Source organism: Bacillota bacterium (genome assembly GCA_012727955.1).
Taxonomy (GTDB): domain Bacteria; phylum Bacillota; class Limnochordia; order DTU087; family JAAYGB01; genus JAAYGB01.
The window spans coordinates 1-17,969 of record JAAYGB010000065.1 but is presented as its reverse complement, the minus strand read 5'-3'; the positions used below and the strand labels follow the sequence as shown (position 1 = coordinate 17,969).

23 protein-coding genes are annotated in these 17,969 nt (G+C 53.7%); all 23 read right to left on the bottom strand.

What is annotated here, in order from left to right; all coding sequences use genetic code 11:
• Nucleotide 1: 1 nt before the first annotated feature.
• The 23 genes from GX030_10495 to mltG all read right to left on the bottom strand — a co-directional run bounded on the left by GX030_10495 (nucleotide 2) and on the right by mltG (nucleotide 17,909).
• Entirely contained in the window at nucleotides 2-949 is a 948-nt protein-coding gene (locus GX030_10495) for an O-sialoglycoprotein endopeptidase (protein NLV92801.1), read from the bottom strand.
• 69 nt (nucleotides 950-1,018) lie between these two features.
• The gene (gene nusB, locus GX030_10490; protein NLV92800.1) at nucleotides 1,019-1,444 is read right to left on the bottom strand and encodes a transcription antitermination factor NusB; all 426 of its coding nucleotides are present in this window, start codon (nucleotides 1,442-1,444) and stop codon (nucleotides 1,019-1,021) included.
• Nucleotides 1,445-1,485: 41 nt separating this feature from the next.
• Nucleotides 1,486-1,725 carry a DUF2273 domain-containing protein gene (locus GX030_10485; protein ID NLV92799.1) on the bottom strand — a complete coding sequence of 80 codons (240 nt, stop codon included), beginning with the start codon at nucleotides 1,723-1,725 and terminating at the stop codon, nucleotides 1,486-1,488.
• Between the two features lie 15 nt (nucleotides 1,726-1,740).
• The gene (gene amaP / locus GX030_10480; protein NLV92798.1) at nucleotides 1,741-2,274 is read right to left on the bottom strand and encodes an alkaline shock response membrane anchor protein AmaP; all 534 of its coding nucleotides are present in this window, start codon (nucleotides 2,272-2,274) and stop codon (nucleotides 1,741-1,743) included.
• Nucleotides 2,275-2,292: 18 nt separating this feature from the next.
• On the bottom strand, nucleotides 2,293-2,703 hold the full coding sequence (locus GX030_10475; protein ID NLV92797.1) for an Asp23/Gls24 family envelope stress response protein: 411 nt from the start codon (nucleotides 2,701-2,703) through the stop codon (nucleotides 2,293-2,295).
• Nucleotides 2,704-2,757: 54 nt separating this feature from the next.
• Nucleotides 2,758-4,116, bottom strand: a complete 1,359-nt coding sequence (gene accC, locus GX030_10470; protein ID NLV92796.1) for an acetyl-CoA carboxylase biotin carboxylase subunit — start codon at nucleotides 4,114-4,116, stop codon at nucleotides 2,758-2,760.
• 32 nt (nucleotides 4,117-4,148) lie between these two features.
• Nucleotides 4,149-4,631, bottom strand: coding sequence for an acetyl-CoA carboxylase biotin carboxyl carrier protein (gene accB, locus GX030_10465; protein NLV92795.1), 483 nt, complete (start codon nucleotides 4,629-4,631; stop codon nucleotides 4,149-4,151).
• A gap of 257 nt (nucleotides 4,632-4,888) precedes the next feature.
• Entirely contained in the window at nucleotides 4,889-5,659 is a 771-nt protein-coding gene (locus GX030_10460) for a SpoIIIAH-like family protein (GenBank protein ID NLV92794.1), read from the bottom strand.
• 38 nt (nucleotides 5,660-5,697) lie between these two features.
• Entirely contained in the window at nucleotides 5,698-6,357 is a 660-nt protein-coding gene (locus GX030_10455; protein NLV92793.1) for a hypothetical protein, read from the bottom strand.
• Between the two features lie 24 nt (nucleotides 6,358-6,381).
• Complete coding sequence (locus tag GX030_10450; protein NLV92792.1) at nucleotides 6,382-6,972, bottom strand: stage III sporulation protein AF; 591 nt, start codon at nucleotides 6,970-6,972, stop codon at nucleotides 6,382-6,384.
• A 46-nt stretch (nucleotides 6,973-7,018) separates the two neighbouring features.
• Entirely contained in the window at nucleotides 7,019-8,233 is a 1,215-nt protein-coding gene (gene spoIIIAE, locus GX030_10445; protein NLV92791.1) for a stage III sporulation protein AE, read from the bottom strand.
• 31 nt (nucleotides 8,234-8,264) lie between these two features.
• Entirely contained in the window at nucleotides 8,265-8,657 is a 393-nt protein-coding gene (locus GX030_10440; GenBank protein ID NLV92790.1) for a stage III sporulation protein AD, read from the bottom strand.
• A gap of 24 nt (nucleotides 8,658-8,681) precedes the next feature.
• Nucleotides 8,682-8,876, bottom strand: a complete 195-nt coding sequence (gene spoIIIAC / locus GX030_10435; protein NLV92789.1) for a stage III sporulation protein AC — start codon at nucleotides 8,874-8,876, stop codon at nucleotides 8,682-8,684.
• A 21-nt stretch (nucleotides 8,877-8,897) separates the two neighbouring features.
• The gene (locus GX030_10430; GenBank protein ID NLV92788.1) at nucleotides 8,898-9,413 is read right to left on the bottom strand and encodes a hypothetical protein; all 516 of its coding nucleotides are present in this window, start codon (nucleotides 9,411-9,413) and stop codon (nucleotides 8,898-8,900) included.
• The gene (gene spoIIIAA, locus GX030_10425) at nucleotides 9,401-10,423 is read right to left on the bottom strand and encodes a stage III sporulation protein AA (protein ID NLV92787.1); all 1,023 of its coding nucleotides are present in this window, start codon (nucleotides 10,421-10,423) and stop codon (nucleotides 9,401-9,403) included. The genes GX030_10430 and spoIIIAA overlap by 13 nt, the downstream gene beginning before the upstream one ends.
• A gap of 118 nt (nucleotides 10,424-10,541) precedes the next feature.
• Nucleotides 10,542-10,964, bottom strand: a complete 423-nt coding sequence (locus GX030_10420) for a hypothetical protein (protein ID NLV92786.1) — start codon at nucleotides 10,962-10,964, stop codon at nucleotides 10,542-10,544.
• A 69-nt stretch (nucleotides 10,965-11,033) separates the two neighbouring features.
• The gene (gene efp / locus GX030_10415; protein NLV92785.1) at nucleotides 11,034-11,591 is read right to left on the bottom strand and encodes an elongation factor P; all 558 of its coding nucleotides are present in this window, start codon (nucleotides 11,589-11,591) and stop codon (nucleotides 11,034-11,036) included.
• A gap of 40 nt (nucleotides 11,592-11,631) precedes the next feature.
• Nucleotides 11,632-12,696 carry an aminopeptidase P family protein gene (locus GX030_10410; GenBank protein NLV92784.1) on the bottom strand — a complete coding sequence of 355 codons (1,065 nt, stop codon included), beginning with the start codon at nucleotides 12,694-12,696 and terminating at the stop codon, nucleotides 11,632-11,634.
• A gap of 146 nt (nucleotides 12,697-12,842) precedes the next feature.
• Nucleotides 12,843-14,003 (bottom strand): hypothetical protein, encoded by a 1,161-nt coding sequence (locus tag GX030_10405; GenBank protein ID NLV92783.1) that lies wholly within the window; start codon nucleotides 14,001-14,003, stop codon nucleotides 12,843-12,845.
• Nucleotides 14,000-14,575 carry a YqeG family HAD IIIA-type phosphatase gene (locus GX030_10400; GenBank protein ID NLV92782.1) on the bottom strand — a complete coding sequence of 192 codons (576 nt, stop codon included), beginning with the start codon at nucleotides 14,573-14,575 and terminating at the stop codon, nucleotides 14,000-14,002. Before GX030_10400 ends, GX030_10405 begins: the two co-directional genes overlap by 4 nt.
• A 207-nt stretch (nucleotides 14,576-14,782) precedes the next feature.
• Nucleotides 14,783-15,481 carry an RNA polymerase sporulation sigma factor SigK gene (sigK, locus tag GX030_10395; GenBank protein NLV92781.1) on the bottom strand — a complete coding sequence of 233 codons (699 nt, stop codon included), beginning with the start codon at nucleotides 15,479-15,481 and terminating at the stop codon, nucleotides 14,783-14,785.
• Nucleotides 15,482-15,556: 75 nt separating this feature from the next.
• A complete protein-coding gene (locus GX030_10390) occupies nucleotides 15,557-16,759 on the bottom strand; it encodes a U32 family peptidase (protein NLV92780.1) in 1,203 nt (400 codons plus the stop codon).
• Between the two features lie 40 nt (nucleotides 16,760-16,799).
• Complete coding sequence (gene mltG / locus GX030_10385) at nucleotides 16,800-17,909, bottom strand: endolytic transglycosylase MltG (protein NLV92779.1); 1,110 nt, start codon at nucleotides 17,907-17,909, stop codon at nucleotides 16,800-16,802.
• Nucleotides 17,910-17,969 lie beyond the last annotated feature (60 nt).

The window sequence follows — 17,969 nt, the reverse complement described above, 5'->3', positions numbered from 1 at the left end:
GTTAACCTCCCGCTGACAGTAATCCCTTGGTGACCAAAGTTCCGTAGTAGGCCAGCCCCACCGCGTTATCTGTGCTGTACTTGGGATCACAGAAGTGACAAGCAATGCCCTTGGCTTCGAGATCATCGGTGACCCAGCGACGAATCAATCCGTTACTGGCAACTCCGCCGACGAAGAGACATTGATCGATCCCCGAGGCCTGACTGGCATTGGCCACCCATTTGACAAGGGTATCGGCTATCGACTTGAAGGTAGCATGTGCGATCCCAGCAGGGCTGGCCCCTTGAGAAATCAGGCGCATGGCCGCGGAAGTTGGGCCAGAAAAACTCACACTTAAGTTCTGCACCGAGTGGGGAAGGTTAGGCACCGGGTCGGCAGCTTCCCTGGCCAGCTCCTCCAGTGCCGCTCCCGCGGGAAAGGGCAAGCCCAAGGCAACACCCACCCGATCGACGAATTGTCCGGCATGGAGATCCGTTGTGGCACCGAGTTCCTGAATCTTAAGTCCACTATCGCCACCGGCCACCTCAACCTGGACCACTTCACTGGTCCCACCAGAGAGATGCACAGCTAAGGTGGTGAAGGACTGGCCTTGCGCCAGCACCGATTCCAGTCTGGATCGCAGTTTCGAGGACCAGACACCGGCCCAGACGTGCCCTTCTTGGTGGGTGGAGGGCAAGAGCCGAGCACTAACAAGGGCAGCCCCGGAATGAGCCCAGGCCGCCCCTACACGAAAAACCGGCAAATATGATTGGGCCACTGGTCGCGGCTGATCGCTAAAAGAAATCGCTTCCAACTTCCTATCGGCAAGGGCCTCGGAAAGGGATGCAGCCAACTGTGGCAGCGCGTTCACGTGCTGCCAAACGGCCTCCGATTGCCGCAGTCCCCGCTGACCAGAGGGAACCGCCAACAACTTGCGGGCATCAACGAGCAACTGCCCTGCTTCATCCATCAAGGCTAGCGAAGTAGTGTAGCAACTAGTATCAATGGCGAGAACACAACTTGAGGAGTTCACCCTATCTCACTCCTCCTCTGGCGAAGCGGAGGCGACAATGTCCGTCTTGATCTTACCTAAAATGCCGTTAATAAACCGTCCGGAATTGGCATCACCAAAACTCTTCCCTAGCTCCACCATTTCATTGATAGTCACCGGTAAGGGAATTTCATCGCAATAAAACATCTCATAGATCCCCAAACGCAGCAAATTCCGTTCAACTCCGGCCATGCGGGTCAAATCCCAGCCCACTGAATAGTGCTCAATCAAATCATCGATCTCCCGTTGATGAGCACAAACCCCTCTTACTAAAGCGGTGGCAAATTCCTGCATCGTCGGGTCCAAAGAGACGGACTCTCGCATCCAATCTAACGCATCTTCCACGGTTTGCTTTCCCAAATCGATTTGAAATAACATCTGCAAAGCAGCCTGTCTGGCCAATCTTCGCCTCAACCTGCACACCCCATCTTTTCCCCTATAGCATCGGCCCCACGTTAGCGACGCCAGAATCGATCCGACGGCCGAATAGCTTCGAATAGCTCTGCCCAACTCCTATTATGGTCAATTCGATACCCAACAACGACTCCTACCACGGTGCAGATCAGCACAAAAAGTGCCCTCAAGATCCCAAAGCGAATAGACAGCCAGCCGAAGACAAAGCCAAAGAGGACACCGGCGATGGTGCCTTTGTGTCGATACAACCATGACAACCAAACCAGCACTCTCTCGTCCACAGTCATCCCCCCAGGCTATTGCACACGGCTTTTCTCCCTGACACTGCCGATACCCCTGACTTGAATCGAAGTGGCCACCACTGGTACTCCAATGATATTCTCCACATGAGAGGCAACCAAACTTTGCACCTTGGAAGAAAGGTCCGGTATACTTTGATCCGGTGGGACAGTCATCCTGAGCCCAATTCGCAGACCGTCGGTATCCCGATAGGCCGTCGGGACCACGTCGACAATCCCCTCTACTTCTTGAGCCGCGGCCCTCGCCAAAGCTTCCACCGTAGTCAGGGAAACCTCAACATCGCCCAGCTCACCCTCCCAGCGAACGCTTCGAGGAGCGGACCGGCGCACTGCCACCAAGACAAAGTATACCGCGCCGATACCTAGCAGGATCACAACTGCCAACCCCTCTAGGTACCGGCCCCTGAGTAGCTGCATCGCTGAGATCATGGCTTCGGCATTCCACCCCAACATCGCTGCGGCTACAATGACAGCCAAAACCACCAGTAAGGTAGCGGCAACCACCGCCATAATTCTATCCACTACTGCCAAAGCCAACCCTCCCTATTTCTAACGGACTCGCGGCGCCGGAACCTCCTCACGCTCCTCTTCCGGCGGTGGCGGCGCCTGCGGTTGCGGGAAGTTCACTCCCAGCACATGAACGTTAACTTCAACGACATCCAATCCCGTCATACCTTCAATGGCCTGTTTCACATTTTCCTGAATGTTAGTAGCCACTTCTGGAATTCGCACTCCGTACTCAACCACGTTAAAGAGGTCGATGGCAGCCTCCTCTTCGCCCACCTCAACCTTAACACCCTTGGACAGGTTTTTCCGTCCTAACAGTTCAGCAATTCCACCGGCGATCCCGCCGCTCATCCCGGCAACTCCCTCGACCTCAGATGCCGCCAGCCCGGCGATAATCCCCACCACTTCATCGGCTACTCTGACTTCTCCCAGATCTGTCCGTGCTTCCGCCATGTCAATGCACCTCCGAGTTAAGGTCTCTGATCCCCGATACACCCTTACCTACTCTTACTTCCGATTGTACTGGGGGAGAAACTGCTTTTCTATGAAATTCGTTGAGAACTTGCCTTCCCGAAAGGCCGGAGAATCCACTAAGGCCTTTTGAAACTCGATGTTTGTGGCTATCCCTTCGACCACCAGCTCATCCAGCGCTGCCCGGATCTTGGCAATAGCCTCTTGGCGATCCCTACCCCATACACTGAGCTTACCAAACATCGAGTCATAGTAGGGAGGAATCTTCCAACCGGAAAAAGCTGCGCTATCGATCCTGACTCCCATACCACCGGGAGCATGGTAGGCAACTATCGTCCCCGGCGAAGGGCGAAAACCGTGTTCTGGAGATTCGGCATTAAGACGACACTCAATGGCATGACCTCGGAGCTGGATGTCCTCTTGGCCATAGCCCAGGGGTTCTCCGGCGGCGATTCGAATCTGTTCCTTGACGATATCAATCCCGGTAATCCATTCAGTAACGGGATGCTCCACTTGGACTCGGGTGTTCATTTCCATGAAGTAGAAGGAGCCGTCCCTATCTAGTAAGAACTCAATGGTCCCGGCATTGGTGTATCCGATGGATTCAGCTCCCTGAACTGCGACGGCCCCCATCCGTTTCCGCAAGTCATCGTCAAGACCAACGGCCGGTGCCTCCTCGATCACCTTTTGATGCCGCCGTTGCAGGGAACACTCCCGTTCAAAAAGGTGAACACAATTGCCATGTTCATCGGCCAAAATCTGAACTTCGATATGTCTGGGGTCCTCAACGAATTTCTCGATATAGACAGCGTCGCTGCCAAAGGATACTTCAGCTTCACTGCGAGCAACGGTCAGACCCCGCAGCAATTCATCTCGGGAGTAGGCCACCCGCATTCCTCGACCACCGCCACCGGAGGCTGCCTTGATGATAACAGGATAGCCAATCTCCTCAGCCACGGCCACTGCCTCGGCTTCGTCCCGAATCGCCCCTTCACTTCCCGGCACCACCGGAACTCCGGCAGCCTTCATCGCTCGCTTGGCCGCTGCCTTATCACCCATGCGTTCGATTACATCGGCACTAGGGCCGATAAACTTCACCCCATGACTTTCACAAACCTCTGCAAACTGCGCCTGCTCCGAGAGGTAGCCGTATCCGGGATGGATGGCATCGGCTCCAGTCATCACCGCGGCACTCATGATATTAGGGACGTTAAGATAGCTTTGGCCCGACGGGCCTGGACCAACACAATAGGCCTCATCGGCCAGTTCCACATGCAAGGATTCCCTGTCGGCTTCAGAAAAAATCGCCACCGTCTGAATCCCCATCTCTCGACAGGTGCGAATGATGCGCAGGGCAATCTCGCCCCGATTAGCAACTAACACCTTTCCAAACACAACGAAACCCCCTACTCAACCCGTTCCCTCAACTAATCCTGTTCAATGACAAACAGTGGCTGACCATATTCTACCGGTTGAGCATTGCTAACCAGAACCTTGACTATCTTACCGCTGACTTCAGCCTCAATCTCATTCATTAGCTTCATCGCTTCGATAATGCACAGAGGCTGCCCAACCTGCACACGATCACCGACTTTAACATAGGGTTCAGCGTCAGGAGCCGGCGCTACGTAAAAAGTTCCCACCATGGGAGCATTAACAGTGATCTGATTGGCAGCCACCAATTCCGTTTCCGTTGATCCAGGCTCATCGGCTGGAGCTTGCTGTGGCTGCCCCACCTCAACTGGATTGGCTGGGGGAATCAGATTTGCCGATACAACAGCTTGTCCCTGACCTATAAAGGCAGAGGGCCTTTTGATCACCAGTTTCTTGTCGTCGTCTTCCACCACTAATTCGGCGATATCAGACTGAGAGACGATTTCAATCAGTTCTTTGATGGTTTGAACATTCATCGTGCTTGGATCACTGTAAGGCACACACCGCCTGCAGCGATCCTATCCACCTCCCGTGTCTTCGGGCTTTGTCGAAGGCAACCCAAGAATCCTTGATATTTTCTAACACTCTTTGTCGAAGATTATCACCCAAGTTACTTCCAGTATATTAGCTACCACGACATGGATATCCTTCCCTGAACAGTAAACAAAAAACCTCGGGTGTGCGCATTAGAGGCATTCCGAGGTTAAGTATAGGCAACATGCCAAGCTGGGGACTAGAGCCCGCTGTTGTCTGTAATTCGAACCTGTTCTTCCTTCACCTGGGCCATCCTTGCCACCAAGCCACCGATCCTGGCGGCCTCTTCCCGGTTGAGCGCGGCGTTGACCACTACGTTGGCTCCTGTAGGTGAGATAAAGACCACCGCGTCGGAGATGCCGCTGGCCCGGAGTAGGTTCTCAATGTTAGTTTCCAGCTCAGCCACTTGAAGGATTTCCCGCAGTCTTTCATCGGCCTCTGCCTTCTGCTTCGGCTCGTAATCCTCACGATTAAGGACTCCATGGAGGTACTCCAGTTGTCGACTCCGCCCGATGTCCCGCTCCAAACGAAACTGAGCAAATTGTTCTAAGGGATCTACTCGGGACACATTTACCATGGAACTGGAAGCGCTGCGACTTAAGGTCCCGCCGGAAACGGTCATACTGTCCTCCTGGTCCAGCTCTGTGTCACCCAGGTGGACTCCCGCCTCTTCATCATAGTACCAGGGATCACCAATGACAACACTAGTGGACATCTCCACTTCGCTGGAACCCGTTGGCAGGACCGGCTCCTCAATCTCTTCCGGTGGGCTAGAATCGAGTTCTTCCTCTGGCGGTGGGATGATGGTAATCCGGTCAAAATCAATTACCCAGCGATCTGCCAGGGTTCCAAAGTTATCTCGCTGAGAACGATTGGAGCCTAGAGCAAAGACTACCCAACCTAAGATAGCCAGAACCAAAACCCATAACAAGAATTTCCGGATGGATTTTGCGGTAATCACGTAAAACATATCCTTCCCCCCGGTCTGGTTTGCTCAACTTCCCTTGGTTACTTTCCCATTGGGACCACCACAACCCGATATTCCGCTATGCCCAAGACTGTACTGACGGCCTTAGTAATCCGATAGCGAACCTGGGCCCGATCCGCCCCTTCCGCCAGCACCATCACTCCCTGCACCTGGGGCACTGTCTCCCTCCGCAGCACCGGAGTCTCGCTTCCGTCTTGAGCCCGGACAACGACTAAACGTCGATCCGTTTGCACGCTGGTAATCTTCCTCGTGGTTCCTTGCTGATTCACCTCCTCTGTGACCTGCTGGGTGTCGCTGACATCTTCGGCAAATTCCTTGGTCGGCCCCGTAGACAAAGTCACCAACACCTGGACCCTCCCTGCTCCCTGTATCTGGCTTAGCATCGAGGTCAACTGTTGTTCCAATCGACTGCGATAGTCCAACTCCCCGGATTCATTGGATGCAGCAGCCGGCAAGACCAGTTCTTCGCTGATCACCCGTTGGTTAGGGGCCAATTCGGGACTGGAAGACAAAGCCAGCAAGGCCACTGCCCCGATGGCAGCTACCAGGATCGAGGAAATACTTAGCAAGTTCCGATTGGGGGTGGCTGCAGTCCCTTGGGGAGAATCTCTCTCTCCCTCATTGGCCGTGCCCCGATGAGTTCCCCACCAGAAGTGCCACATATCCTTCAGCTTCTGCATGTGATGGTCCCACCTTTTGTCACATCAGTCCTGAAAAACGATGATCACATCAGCCTCATCGATCTGATAAAAACTAGCCACCAGCCGCCGGATTTTCCTCCCTAATCCTGTCACCACCTCCGGTGCCGCAGAACCCACCGAGGGGGTGGCGACCTGGCCGCCGACGACTAGTTGCTCTGTATTCGCCCCGTCACTTCCCGCGGCAACTTCCGGCAGGATACTGACCAGTACCCGTTCAGGCGACCCTCTTTCTCCCATCTGCAACACCACTTCCGCGTCGGCTACGCCATCGAGAACTAACAACATGCTCCGAAGGTAGTGGGTTTGTTGATTAGCAGCTATCTCCAGCATTGGTTTTTCTCCTCCTTCTAAGATCCTTTGACCCATCGCTAGACTGGTTTCCACCGAGGGTACTTGCCGAGAACTGTCCAACCATCGTTCCCATTCCGATAGGTTTATCGCCCTTTCCAGATTCAATAACGGTTGCAGAAGGAAGGCAATGACTACCAGACTCATCACCCATTTGACGAAGGACCGCAATCCAGTGGAAGGCAGTAGTATGTCTAAGAAGCCCAGGGATAATACCAGTACTAAGAAATTTTTCACCCAGGTCATCACCAATTCCACCGAATCCACCTCAGATCCCAAAGCGCCTTGGTGTTCATTGCATCATCAAAGGCATGTTCCCAGCACTGATCACAACGGTAATAGCGACAAAAAACATCACCGCCGTTACTACCACTGCCGCCAGCACCACTCCCAGGGCGGAAGCCATTTGGTCCAGGGCAGCGGCCAACGGTTGATTTGCCATAGGGTGGGCCAGGGCAGCCGCGATTTTGTAAATCAACAACACCGAAGCTAGCTTCAATAGGGGAAAGGCACAGATGATGGCAACGGCCACCAGGCCAAAGGCGCCAATGGCTCCTTTAATAAGCACTGAACCACCGGCAATTACCTCTACGGCACCGGAAAACACTCCACCGATCACTGGAACAAAATTGCCTGCTAGGAACTTAGCTGTTTTCAACCCCACTCCATCGACTACCGGCGCCAAGGCACCCTTGACACTCAACACTCCCAAAAAGCCGGTACACAAAAGCCCCAGGATTACCACCGCGGCCTTGTTTACTAGGCCTGCTAAGGAGCCAACGGGAAAGTCCTTGGCCATGTTCCCCACCACAGCCAGGACCATCGCAATTAGGGCCAGGGGAAATACGATGTTCTTGACTAGAGTTCCCACTAAGACCACGGCACCGAGCAAAACCGGATGCAACACAACGGCCGATGAAACCCCTCCCGCTGCCGCTAACAACGCAGTCATCAAGGGCAAGACCGCCTGCATGAATGCCACCATCTGGTCAATGGTCCGCCGAGCCACCTCAATGGTAACCTGAAAGCTCTTGACGGCAAGGAACAAGAGCACCAAGAAGGAGACGACGATGACCAAGTCACCGGAGGCTTTTCGACTGCCGCTCACCTGCAGGTGCTCGAGACAAGAACACAGCACCATCAAAAGCAACAACTGTCCCAGCAATCTCAGGTTCAGCACCACTTCCCTCAGGAAGTAGCGCAGCAATTCCCCGACTAGATGACGCAAATCAATATCGACATTGCCACCGTCCTGGAAAATCATCGTGACAATGTCTAGGGAGGGAAGATTTTGTTGCACCTCAGCCTCAAGGGACCCGATTACTCGCTCAACGTCTCTCAGATTCAGGCGTTCGACTTGACCTTGAACAACTTCTCGGAGCAGACTAACATTGTCTGGTGTGGCCTCCCCCGGCAAGGCGGTACTCTGCGCCAAAGCCAAAGGGGAACCACAGAGCCAAACCCCTAGGCACCCGGCAAGGAGCCACAACATCCACCATCTGTTCAAACCATTTCCCTCCGACGGATTGCTGCCACCCCTATCCGATGATTTCAGCCAAAGTCTTGATGATGGCCAGCAGAATCGGTATCCCCAAAGCCAGAATGATGATTTTGGCCCCCAGTTCAATGACCATACCAATGGCCGATTGCCCGGCATCTTTACTTAATTCCGTTCCAAAGGAGGCGATGTAAGCAACAGCCATACTTCGCAAGATGATATCTGAATAATAGCTATTGATTCCCGCCTGTTGACTCACTTGGGTAAACACTGAAATTAGCTGAGCCAAGGGGGATACTAACCGCAACAGGGTGATGACCAGAAACAGGGCTCCCAAGAGCAGTGCATACTCTGGATAGTCCCTTTCCTTGATATAAAGAATGAAAACACTGACGATGATGGCTAAAACTACTACTCCGGCAATGTCGCCCATAACAGCACTCCCTCGCCGGCCGCTCTACCAGCGGAACACACTTTCCACTCGATCAAACAACTGGCTGATCAACTGCACCAAAAGCAGCAGCACCAAAATCACCCCGGCCAGACTCAAGAGCTGGGCCTGCTCCTGGCGTCCGGCTTGGTTGAGAACAATGGTGACGATAGCGATTAGAATTCCCAGTCCCGCGATCCGGTAGATTACCGTCACATCCACCCAGCATCCCCCCATCGCTAGCTACATAAGAAATATGCAAATCCCCACGCCAACGGCCCACCCCAGATATCGGTACAAACGGGCCAACTGATCCCGCCGGACCAGGGCCTGCTCTTCCAGGCGCTGCAACCGCAGATTCAGGCCCTTAAGCTTTGCCACTTGATCTGTGCCTTCCGATCGCCCCAGCCATCCCGCCAAACTTTGAATTTCGACCCAATCCTCCCCAGACAGGGATAAATGGGGTCTAACCTCCCTAACACACTGGTACCACACCTTGCTAAAGCTCTGCTCCCTTGAGTCCTGCAGTCGCTGACAGACCCTTTGCCACAGTAGAGCCACGGGCCCATGGGAGGAACGGCCTACAGCCTGCAAGGCCAAGGGGATCGGCGTTGCAAAATACCCGATTTCAGTGATCAGCATTTGAATATCCCTTTGCAGGGTGCGTAACTGACGGGGACGTTCCGCCAACTCACTGGCCTTGAGCGCACCGGCGACGGCACTACCCAGGACGACAGCTAGAGCCGCTACCCATCGCACCGGCAACCCCTCCTCTCCTTCACAGAAGTGATGGCTTCAATAGTTCCGGGACCTTGACGACGGCTGAGCACAACTACCTGGTCAAAGAGATTTTCCGCCAAGAGTTTGGCGACTATCGGTCTGGTGTAAGCCTGCTCCAGACCGGAGGCGTGGGCACTGCTCACCAGGGCAACTCCCGACCGCGCGGCATCGTAGACTGCGTCGACATCCTCGACCCTGCCAATCTCATCGGTAATAATTACCTCAGGGGCCATGGCTCTCAGGATGTTCTGAATACCAATGGCCTTGGGGCAACGATCCAATACGTCGGTCGCCACTCCCACATCAAATTGGGGAATTCCCCGGTGGCAAGCGGCAATCTCCGATCGTTCATCGATGATGGCTACTTGAAATATAGGTAATCCCCGGGAGGGACAGCCGGTACCCAGGACTCGAGCCAAGTCCCGCAGCAAGGTGGTTTTCCCACTATTAGGTGGACCGATGATTAAGGTATTGAGCAGCTGACCATTGTCGGCTAGCATAGCTTCTGCCACGGACAAACCTTTCCCCAGGACTTCCCGAGCCAGGCGGATGTTAAGACTGGTAACATGGCGAATCAGCTTCAGTTCCTCGCCTTCAAGCACCGCTTCGCCGGTAAATCCCACTCGATGCCCCCCCGGCAGGGTCAAGTAGCCGTTCTTCATCTCCTGTTGGAGAGCATAAATAGACCACCGCGCCATTTGATGTAGGGCCTCAACGCACTCGTCACCGGTAGGTACCAAGGCTTTATCCACCGTGGTCAGCTCTCCCGATCCTCCCACAAAGCGGCAGGTTCCATTAACTATGATCTGCAGCGGTCGATTGGCGCGAATTCGCACTTCACTTAAATCACGCACCTGGTGAGGCTGCAGGCGAGCCAGGACCTGACGTAAGCGACTTGGCAAGACCTGTAGAATTTGGTCCCAACCACGAGGACCCAGCGCTCTTCCCGGATTGGAGGCTTTTGATTCCTGGCCGACCACCAATTTCATCGGATTCTCCTCCTTGTCCTATGTATATGAGGCACCTAAAAATAAATGACAGGACGGAGCTGATTAAATCCGTCCTGTCTGTAAAATTACCGGTTCCTGCGGGAATCCGATCCCTATGTTATTCTAGTCGCTGCTCTTCATAACCGTCCATTTCCGTCTCCACGGGGAGATCATATTCGGGTTCATCGAGGTACACTTCCCGGCCGCAATGGGGGCAATTCAAGATATCGCTATCAGCCACATCATGGTCTAGATCGTAGCCGCAATGGGGACAGGCGTATCTAACCCATTCGGAATCGGCGTCAAACCAGGTATCTCCATAGATATCTTCCTGTACCTCAAACAAGTCGTCATCGATGGCATCGATATATTCTTGCATATCCTCGTGTTCCGCCGACAATAACGCGATCTCATGCCCTAAGTCATCAACAATCTCCAGGAGGTGACTCCAGACCTCCCTTACCCGTTGATCCTTGCCGAAAAAATCAGAGCCTGCGATGAGTCCCCGTAAGTAAGCGATTTTCTCCTGTACAGTCTCCACATCGTCACTCCCTCTGACCCAGCGTTTGGTAACCTTACCTCACGGAAATGTTACCATCGCTAGTATCCCCTAGGCCCGAGAGAGATATTCACCGGTGCGAGTGTCGACCCGAATCACCTCACCGACACTGATAAACAAAGGTACTTGAACTACCAGCCCCGTCTCCAAAGTAGCGGGTTTGGAGCCACCGGTAGCGGTATCGCCCTTCACTCCGGGATCCGTTTCAACAACCTCCAGTTCAACGGCAGTAGGCAAGTCAACGCCAATGGCCTCTCCCTGATAGAACTGAATCCCGATGACCATGTTCTCCTTCATGTAATTGGGAGCATCCGCGAGACTATCCACCGGAAGCATGATCTGTTCATAGGTTTCAGTATCCATGAAGTAATACTCGTTGCCGGAATTATATAGATACTGCATTTGCTTTGTCTCGACCCGAGCTCGGTTCAGCCGCTCTCCAGCTCTAAAGGTAAAGTCCCTGACTGAGCCAGTGGTGAGACTCTTGAGTTTGGTGCGGACAAATGCCGCCCCTTTGCCGGGTTTTACGTGGAGAAACTCAACTACACTCCACACATCATTTTCATGTTCAATAGTAACGCCGGTGCGTAGATCGTTAACAGATATCACTGGACTTACTCCTCCTTACCGGAAATCACCGAGACGGCACTTAGCAAGTGATCATCTCTTTGGTTGTACTACTTAAAATCCTGCATCCATCCTCAGTTACAACCACCAGATCCTCGATGCGCACGCCACCCCAACCGGGCAAGTAGATGCCTGGCTCAACGGTAACCACCATTCCTGGAGCCAAGGGATCCTGTCCCCGTTTGGATAGAGTGGGGCCTTCGTGAATCGCCAACCCAACGCCATGGCCCAGTCCATGACCAAACATGTCTCCGTAGCCGGCGCGGGTAATTACATCCCGGGAGACCTGATCCACCTCTGCCCCAGTTTTCCCGGGGGCGACAGCTGCTAAGCCCGCCAATTGTGCCTCTAAAGTAATTTCGTAGATTTCCCGATGCTTTTCCGTTGGCGTTCCAATTACCAGGGTTCGGGTCATGTCGGAACGATATCCTTGCCAAACGGCACCAAAGTCCATCACCAAGAAGTCACCGTCGACTAGTCTTCGGTCCGTCGGTACCGCATGGGGTAAGGCACCGTTGGGCCCGGAAGCGATGATACTATTAAAGGCCAATCCTTCTGAGCCCCGTCGCTTCATCGCAAACTCCAACTCCAGGGCAATTTCCCTTTCCGTCACCCCAGCCTTAATCATCGGCATGATCTCAGCCAAAGCCTCATCGGCAATGGCTGCCGCCTTGGCTATATGCTCGATCTCCCTCTCATCCTTTACCCACCGCAACTTAGATACCAACCCGGTGGTTGAAACCCAGTCCACGGGCACCTTTTCCGCCAGCTCCTGAGCATCGCTATGGGTCACATGATCGGCCTCAAAGGCGATCTGCCGAATTCCCAATAGATCCACCAGTTCTGCCAACGTGTCCGTCATCGTCTGATACTGGCGAATGTCAAATAAAGGAGCTTGCGCCCGACTCTGCTCTACATAGCGAAAGTCCGTCAGCAGATAAGCCTCCGCAGCGGTGAGTAACAGGGTACCGGCAGATCCAGTAAAACCCGAGAGATAGCGACGGTTTTCCGGCTGAGTCACCAGGAATGCCTCATACCCCTGCGTACTGAGCATCTCGCGAAATCGTTGTAGTCTTAACTCATTCATCGTCGTTGGTGGCGCTAGCTGCCGGTAGTCTGCCTGCAAACTCGGCGCCTGCGCCTTCACCCTCTTTCCAAGTTTTTTGTCAGTGCCCCGATAGAAGTCGTAAAAACTCTGTCTGTATTTCTATGGTATCCCAGGAAAATCCTGCCTTAGCCCTGCGGGACCGGGGTGTCCTTCCTACCCACCAAGTTAACCCGGGTCAGTACCTTGACAGAGTCTGGCACCGTAACCTGCAAACGAAGTCCGGCACCCTTAGCGGTAACCCACCCCAATCCAGCTACAGCCAAGTCCCAACCCCGGGGCAGATCCACCTCCTGAGTCTGCCATTTTAGGCCAGCGGTCTCCGGTAGGCACAGGGCACAACGGGACCCAAAGATTGAGGGAGTATCGGTCTCGGTACGCAGTTGTTCAGCTTTGCGCTGTCGGGTACGATGAATGACTACATCTTTCGGGGCATAGGCGGCAACAAGGGATTGCCCCTGCTTGTTCTCAGTCTGGACTTCACCGGGCAAGGTACCCAGGAAATCAATCTGACAATACTGGGACAGTAAGAGGCTCTGTCCCACTTCAACGGGAAACAATCGGCTGGAGAGGGGACGATGGGGAACAAAGGCCCGCTGACAATCGGAGCAGAGCAGATCGCTTAACCGGCCCGTGGGAACCAAGCCCGGCGTATCAACGATGGTCAGCTCCCTTTGTCCGTCGCGACTGGCAAGCTGATATTCCATCGCTCCTAGGGTGGTTCCAGCTAACTCCGACACCGTGGGATCCCTCCCCACCAACCGCGCCAGCAATGTCGACTTGCCGGTATTGGTGACCCCAATTACCGCAATAGTGGAGCCGGGAGCTTGCCACAACTCCGAGCGTAACCGATTTATCCCCTTTCCTTCCTTGGAGCTAATGCCAACACAGGCTCGGGGCTCCAATCCAGCGGTACTAAATCGGTGAGATACCCAATCCTCCGCTTCCTTCCAGGGCACTATCCGGGGCAACAGGTCCATCTTGTTGACGGCCACAAGGAAGGGTCGATCAATCACTTTGAGGAGGACCTCGTCAAAGCTGCCTTCGAAGTCTACCACATCCATCATTACCAGTAACAAGTCAGCCCGAGCAACTGCATCGGCGACAATGGCTAGATAATCATCGGGTGACAGTGCCACCGCCTCTACCTGTCCATAGTGGAGTAATCTAAAACACCGTCGACACAGGAGATCTTCTCTATCCCAAGAGGCTGCTGGAACAAACCCCGGTTTGTTTTCATCTTCTGTCTGCAATAAAATACCACAGCCTTGGCATTGGCGCTGCTTCACCGGTCATTCCCCCTCAAAAACTGCCATTTCCCCTTCGGTGTCACCTGGCGGGACTTTAGTTGATGTGCCGATAGGTACCCCTTTTTGTGCAGGCGCCGGATGACGGAGCGCTCTAACCGACGCATCAAGCGGGTGGTGCGTAGCTCCTTGGTTCCCAGCGGATTGATCAGAACGGTATACAGGTTCAGGCGATTACCGCCAAAGACGTCGGTAAAAACCTGGTCTCCGATCACCATCGTCTCTTCCGGCCCTGTCCTCAGCAATTCCAAGGCACTGCGAAAGGGTTTTTTCCGGGGTTTGACGGCCTTGGCAATCGCCGGGATATCCATTTCCCGCGCCAATGCCTTGACTCGACGAGAAACCCCGTTGGACGCGATACACAGTCGGAAGCCTCGCTCCTTGGCATCGGCAATCCATTCCAGTGTCTCGGTGGGCAGGACCGACGAATCCCACCTGACTATAGTGTTGTCCACATCCAGGATAATTCCCCGAATGCCCTGTTGCCATAACTTGGACAGATCAATATCCGATAGTGATCTATGTACTTCGTCGGGACAAAATCGTTCAATCAATCAAATCACCTTTCTCTACAGAAACCCGGACAATGACGACCCCCAACTAGCAACTGTCCAATATATGGTTACCCACTATTGCTGTTGAATTCGCAGGCTGTAGGGAATTGTCCTGCCCTGGGTTTTCTTGACAACAAGAAAACTCCATCCTCCGCAGAAGATGGAGCCTAAAAACAAATCAAACCCGGTCTATCCCTTGAATCTACCTCATCCATACATTGCCTGATGCAGCTTGCTGATCGCCCTTTTTTCGATCCGAGAGACGTAGGATCGAGAGATACCAAGCTTACGGGAAATCTCCCTTTGCGTCTGACGAATACCGTCAAAGAGCCCATACCGTAACTCCAGTACCTTCCTCTCTCGATTGGTCAAGGTATCCAGCTTGCTGTACAGCTTCTCCTGCTCAACACTGAGCTCCACTTGCTCTGCGACCTCATCGCCCTCTGTCCCTAGGATATCTAACAAGGTTATCTCGTTTCCTTCCTTGTCGGAGCCAATGGGATCCTGGAGAAGCATCTCATTGCGCACCCTTTTTGAGGAGCGTAGGTGCATGAGAATCTCATTTTCAATGCATCGAGCAGCATAGGTGGCCAGGCGAGTGTTCTTGCTGGCGTCAAAGGTGTTTATCGCTTTGATCAGTCCGATAGTACCGATGGAAATCAGATCATCGGTATCTTCTCCGGTGTTATCGAACTTCTTGACGATGTGGGCCACTAGGCGCAAATTCCGCTCTACTAAAATGTTTCGGGCCACTTCGTCTCCTGCCTGTAACCGACTCAAACACTCCGCCTCTTCCTCCTGGGATAGGGGTTGGGGAAAGGCGCTGCTGCCGGTGACGTAGGAGACCAACAACCACGCGCTGTGCAGTAGACCACTTACAATTGCCAAAGCTGTGGCAATGATCATACGCGGGGGGCACCTCCTGCAGATATGGAGTCATCTTATGTTATGTGCCCCCGGCCATAAACGTGCCAGTACCCCTTATTTTTTCCTCCGCAGGATGGAGTAGGGTGTCACCTGCCCAGGATTGGGCATCTGTACCCGCCAATTGGGATGAGCCTGGCTGACGGACTCTCTGGTCTCACAATCCCTCATCCACTCAAGGACATAGGGCCGGCCCTGTTGCTGGGGAACCAGCAGCTCCAGGTGCTCCCCTGCCTCAATACGATTGCGGACATCTACCTCCATCACATCAGCGCCTACATTGGTCACCATACCAACGAAGTCCGCCTGACCAACGTTACTTCCCCCATAGTCCTGAGCTTCAGCTCCCGGTCTGCCGGTGAAAAATCCCGTGGTATAGGGACGATGACTGACCTTGTCCAACTCCGCTAGCCAATCGGGATCCACCTGCCACTCTGCGGGATTGGAGTAATACCCATCGATGGCCCGACGGTAGGCTCCCACAACGGTGGCAACGTAGTGTACGCTCTTCATTCTACCTTCAATTTTTAAACTAGTTACCCCTAACCGAGCCAGATCGGGAATCTGTCCTATCAGGCAAAGATCCCTGGAATTGAAGATAAAGGTCCCCTCTTCCGATTCCTCGATGGGGAAGTACTCCCCGGGACGCTTTTCCTCCATCAGATGATACTTCCACCGACAGGGTTGAGCACAATCACCAAGGTTGGCATCCCGTCCCGCCATATAGGCGCTCAATAGACAACGACCGGAATAGGATACACACATCGCTCCATGAACAAAAACTTCCAGATCGATCTCGGGAACCTGGGCCTTGATTTCCCCGATTTCCTCTGCCGACAGTTCCCGGGCTAGGATAATCCGCTTGACCCCCTGCTCATACCAGAAACGAGCACTGCGCCAATTGGTCATACTGGCTTGGGTCGACAAATGCATTTCCACCTCGGGAAGGATCTCTCGGGCCAAAGCCAAAATCCCGGGATCCGCCACAATTAATGCGTCGATACCAAACTCACCCAACCGCTGGAAATATTCATGGACACCGACCAGGTCCCGATTGTGGGGAATGATGTTAGCGGTTACATATACCTTCACACCCCGTTCATGGGCATAGGCAACCATCTCCGCCATGTCCTCTTCACTAAAATTGCCAGCCCTGGCCCGCAAACCAAATTGCTGACCGGCCAAGTACAACGCGTTGGCTCCAAAGGCAATGGCCGTTTTCCCCTTCTCCAAGGTTCCTGCCGGAGCTAATAGCTCCATAGGTTTTTCTTCCTGTACATGATTCAAAACACTGCCCCTCCTACAACCCAACTCGTCTTCTATTGCGAAGGTGTTCCGCGTAGGTGCGACTAAAGACATGGGTCCCATCGCCCTTGGCCACAAAATACATGTAGTCCACATCCGCGGGTTCAGCCGCGGCTAACAACGCAGCCTTTCCCGGCGAACTGATGGGTCCTGGAGGCAATCCCGCATACTTGTAGGTATTGAAGGGGGAATCGATCTCCAGATCCCGCAGGTACAATCTCGGCCGAGGATTCTCCATTACATATTGAACGGTGGGGTCCGACTGCAACCGCATTCCCACATTTAATCGGTTGTGGAACACGCCACTGATGATGGGCAGTTCCCGCTCCACCATAGCTTCCTTTTCAATAATCGACGCCAAAGTGACGATTTCATGGACGGTATATCCGATTGCCTCTGCCTTGGTTTCAAGCTCCGGCAAAGCCACCTCGACAAATCGTGCCACCATCTTCTTAATGATCTCTTCCTCGGACTGACCGACAGCGAAGATATAGGTGTCGGGAAACAGGTATCCCTCCAAGGCCGGATAGGGCTTGGGAACGGGAAAGCTGTCGCCATAGATCAGCCTTTCATCGGCGACCAGGGCCAAGAACCGCTCTTTATCCACCAGACCATAATCTGCGAGGCGCTGAGCAATCTGCTCCGCATTCATTCCTTCATGAATCAGGACCCGTTTGGTGGCAACTCTCCCAGATTCTAGATTCCCGATAATCTCCATGAGGTTCATACCGGGACTAAGGAGGTAGTCACCGGCCTGAAGTCGCTGATCTGTGCCCAGCAACTGAGATACCCGGGAAAACATGATGCCGCTTCTCACGATGGATTGTTCTTCCAGCAACCTCCCGATCTCGGCACTACTGCTCCCGGCTGGAATGTGCAGAATCGACTCCACTGCCAACTTCGGGTTAGCCAAGGGCAAGGAAGCGTGGGAGGAGACAAAGCCAAGTACCATCAGTACTACGGCACCAAGGGCAACTATTCCCACCAGGAACTGCAACACCCAGTGCATCCCTTGGCGAAGATAACAGCGCCATCGCTGCCAGGGAATCGCAACAAAAACACCAGCGCCCGTCGCTGGCTGATCACGTTTGTCCATCTGCTGCAACCTGCGCTCCCCTCCCTACCGGCACCAAAGCCACTAATCCTCGTTGAGAATCTCTTCGAT

What these genes read in the sequence shown, in the direction of transcription:
- GX030_10495 (NLV92801.1), bottom strand. Translation starts at nt 949, where the DNA reads ATGGATGAAGCAGGGCAGTTGCTCGTTGATGCCCGCAAGTTGTTGGCG.
- GX030_10475 (NLV92797.1), bottom strand. Translation starts at nt 2,703, where the DNA reads ATGGCGGAAGCACGGACAGATCTGGGAGAAGTCAGAGTAGCCGATGAA.
- accB (NLV92795.1), bottom strand. Translation starts at nt 4,631, where the DNA reads ATGAATGTTCAAACCATCAAAGAACTGATTGAAATCGTCTCTCAGTCT.
- GX030_10460 (NLV92794.1), bottom strand. Translation starts at nt 5,659, where the DNA reads ATGTTTTACGTGATTACCGCAAAATCCATCCGGAAATTCTTGTTATGG.
- GX030_10455 (NLV92793.1), bottom strand. Translation starts at nt 6,357, where the DNA reads ATGCAGAAGCTGAAGGATATGTGGCACTTCTGGTGGGGAACTCATCGG.
- GX030_10450 (NLV92792.1), bottom strand. Translation starts at nt 6,972, where the DNA reads ATGACCTGGGTGAAAAATTTCTTAGTACTGGTATTATCCCTGGGCTTC.
- GX030_10440 (NLV92790.1), bottom strand. Translation starts at nt 8,657, where the DNA reads ATGGGCGACATTGCCGGAGTAGTAGTTTTAGCCATCATCGTCAGTGTT.
- spoIIIAA (NLV92787.1), bottom strand. Translation starts at nt 10,423, where the DNA reads ATGAAATTGGTGGTCGGCCAGGAATCAAAAGCCTCCAATCCGGGAAGA.
- GX030_10410 (NLV92784.1), bottom strand. Translation starts at nt 12,696, where the DNA reads ATGAATGAGTTAAGACTACAACGATTTCGCGAGATGCTCAGTACGCAG.
- sigK (NLV92781.1), bottom strand. Translation starts at nt 15,481, where the DNA reads ATGATCATTGCCACAGCTTTGGCAATTGTAAGTGGTCTACTGCACAGC.
- GX030_10390 (NLV92780.1), bottom strand. Translation starts at nt 16,759, where the DNA reads ATGGAGCTATTAGCTCCGGCAGGAACCTTGGAGAAGGGGAAAACGGCC.